This is a genomic window from Paenibacillus sp. E194 (assembly GCF_000935845.1).
Lineage (GTDB): Bacteria > Bacillota > Bacilli > Paenibacillales > Paenibacillaceae > Paenibacillus_B > Paenibacillus_B alvei_B.
Window position 1 is genome coordinate 1 of the sequence record NZ_JMDX01000458.1, and the last position, 1,862, is coordinate 1,862.

2 protein-coding genes are annotated in these 1,862 nt (G+C 36.9%); both read left to right on the forward strand.

Annotated features, from left to right (window positions below):
• Positions 1 to 730: 730 nt before the first annotated feature.
• Positions 731 to 1,531: a ran-binding protein 10 gene (locus AZ66_RS33195; protein WP_231587095.1), complete on the forward strand. Its 801-nt coding sequence runs from the start codon at positions 731 to 733 to the stop codon at positions 1,529 to 1,531.
• A gap of 105 nt (positions 1,532 to 1,636) precedes the next feature.
• Entirely contained in the window at positions 1,637 to 1,849 is a 213-nt protein-coding gene (locus tag AZ66_RS33200; protein ID WP_156160135.1) for a helix-turn-helix domain-containing protein, read from the forward strand.
• Positions 1,850 to 1,862 lie beyond the last annotated feature (13 nt).

A 1,862-nucleotide genomic window follows, 5' to 3' on the forward strand; every position in this document is an offset into this window, starting at 1 on the left:
TTTATTTTGGGGGCAGGGGGATGTGGTGAATGTCTTTTTAGATTCGTAATAAAGCAAACAAAGGCGTTTTTAGCATACAAGTAGAAGCCTCATTTCCGCACGCTAGATGACATTGCATCTGGATCGGATCCGGTTGAAAACAAATCATTCAGGAATGATAAATGAAGCAAGACAGAGTGTCAATTTGAAAGTTTTCACGTTTATTCTTGATCCCCCTGTAAGCACGGTAACAATACCAAAAGATAAGTTTTCGGTATATATGGCTATATCATAAAGAACTGTAAGGAAAAAAATAAGTACGCAATCAATTGAATATAGTTACACAAGCGGAATGAACAGAATGAATAAGGGCAACCTGAATTGATAAGTATGGAAAGATAAACGAGTTTATCTCTGAACCTTGTGGTGCTTGACAACATAAACAGGAGGGGCGAGGAAGTTATATGATACGATAGAAAATAGGTACATGCGCGAATACCAGGTATACACTTTTATTTTGACCCACCAATAAGCGAGAAAACATATAGGAAGTTACGATGGAACGCTGTAAGAAGAGTTGCTGTGGCATTAAATATAATAGTCTACAAATGATTTTTTAAGTCGGTTAAATGCCGACTTTATTTTTTATAGAAGTATTTGTAATGATTTAAATAATAAGTAAACATATGTTTAGACATTTATCTTTTATCATTGTATTCTCGTAGCAGTTGATATTAAGGAGAGATATGAAGTGAAAAAACATCTAACGCTTTTATTGGTATTGATCTTGTTAGTAGTATTCCCAGTCTCGGCATTTGCGAGTAGTAAAGTTGACACTATGGAAGGTTTATTGCCTCCTAAAGGTACGACGGTAGTAGATAGTAATAACATCGATAATCATTTAGCTAAGTATGTGTTTGATGGTGATTTAACCACTCAATGGGGCCCTACATCCGACTTCTTTTCTGGGAGTTTAGAAATCACGTTTCCTCAAGCACTATATTTGAATTTTGTACAAATTGTAGGAGATGCGAGTCCAATCGATGATGTGAAATATCAAATATTTACTTATAACAATGGAACATGGGAACCAATAAGTAAGAAAGAAGTAAGAAGGGTGTATGGCGGTACCCATATCCCTGAACCAATCAGCGTAACTCCGGGCAATTATGAGAAAATAAAAATTACTGTTGAAGGTTATAGTTCTTGGATTGCTATTAAGGAAATTACGTTTGGATACGAATTAAATGAAGTACCTGATCCAGAAAAACCAAAGGATCCAGATCAAAAACCAGATCCAACTCCTACTAATGGAGACAGAGCATTATTAGTAGTTACTATGACAACCGGTTTGGAGAAAGAGTTTGATCTAAGCATGGATGAGGTTAATGCCTTCATCACATGGTACGAAAATAAGCAGGGTGGCTCGGGAACAGCTTCCTATGCAATCAACAAGCACAACAATAACAAAGGGCCATTCAGCGTACGTAAAGACTACGTTATCTTTGATAAGATTTTAACGTTTGAAGTGAACGAGTATACAACTAAATAAACTCAATGCCGCTCTGAAGTGCACCCCTTATAGTAGACATTGGATAAACACCCCTCGTGTTACGTCCGATGAATCTATTATAGGGGGTGCATTTTTTTATGGGCTATCAAAGGACAGAAGTTCAAAACATATTCAGAAGAACTAAAGGCTGAAGCTATTCGTCTACATGTCGAGGAAAAGTGGACTTATCGGCAGATCAATGAACATTTCGGAATTCATGATAAACAGAGGATGAAGAAATGGATGCGGAAATATCGTGAAAAGGGCGAATTTGGGCTTCTGAACGATAAAGGAAGCAGCAGTCGAGTACAACGTTAGAGATTTATGCAAT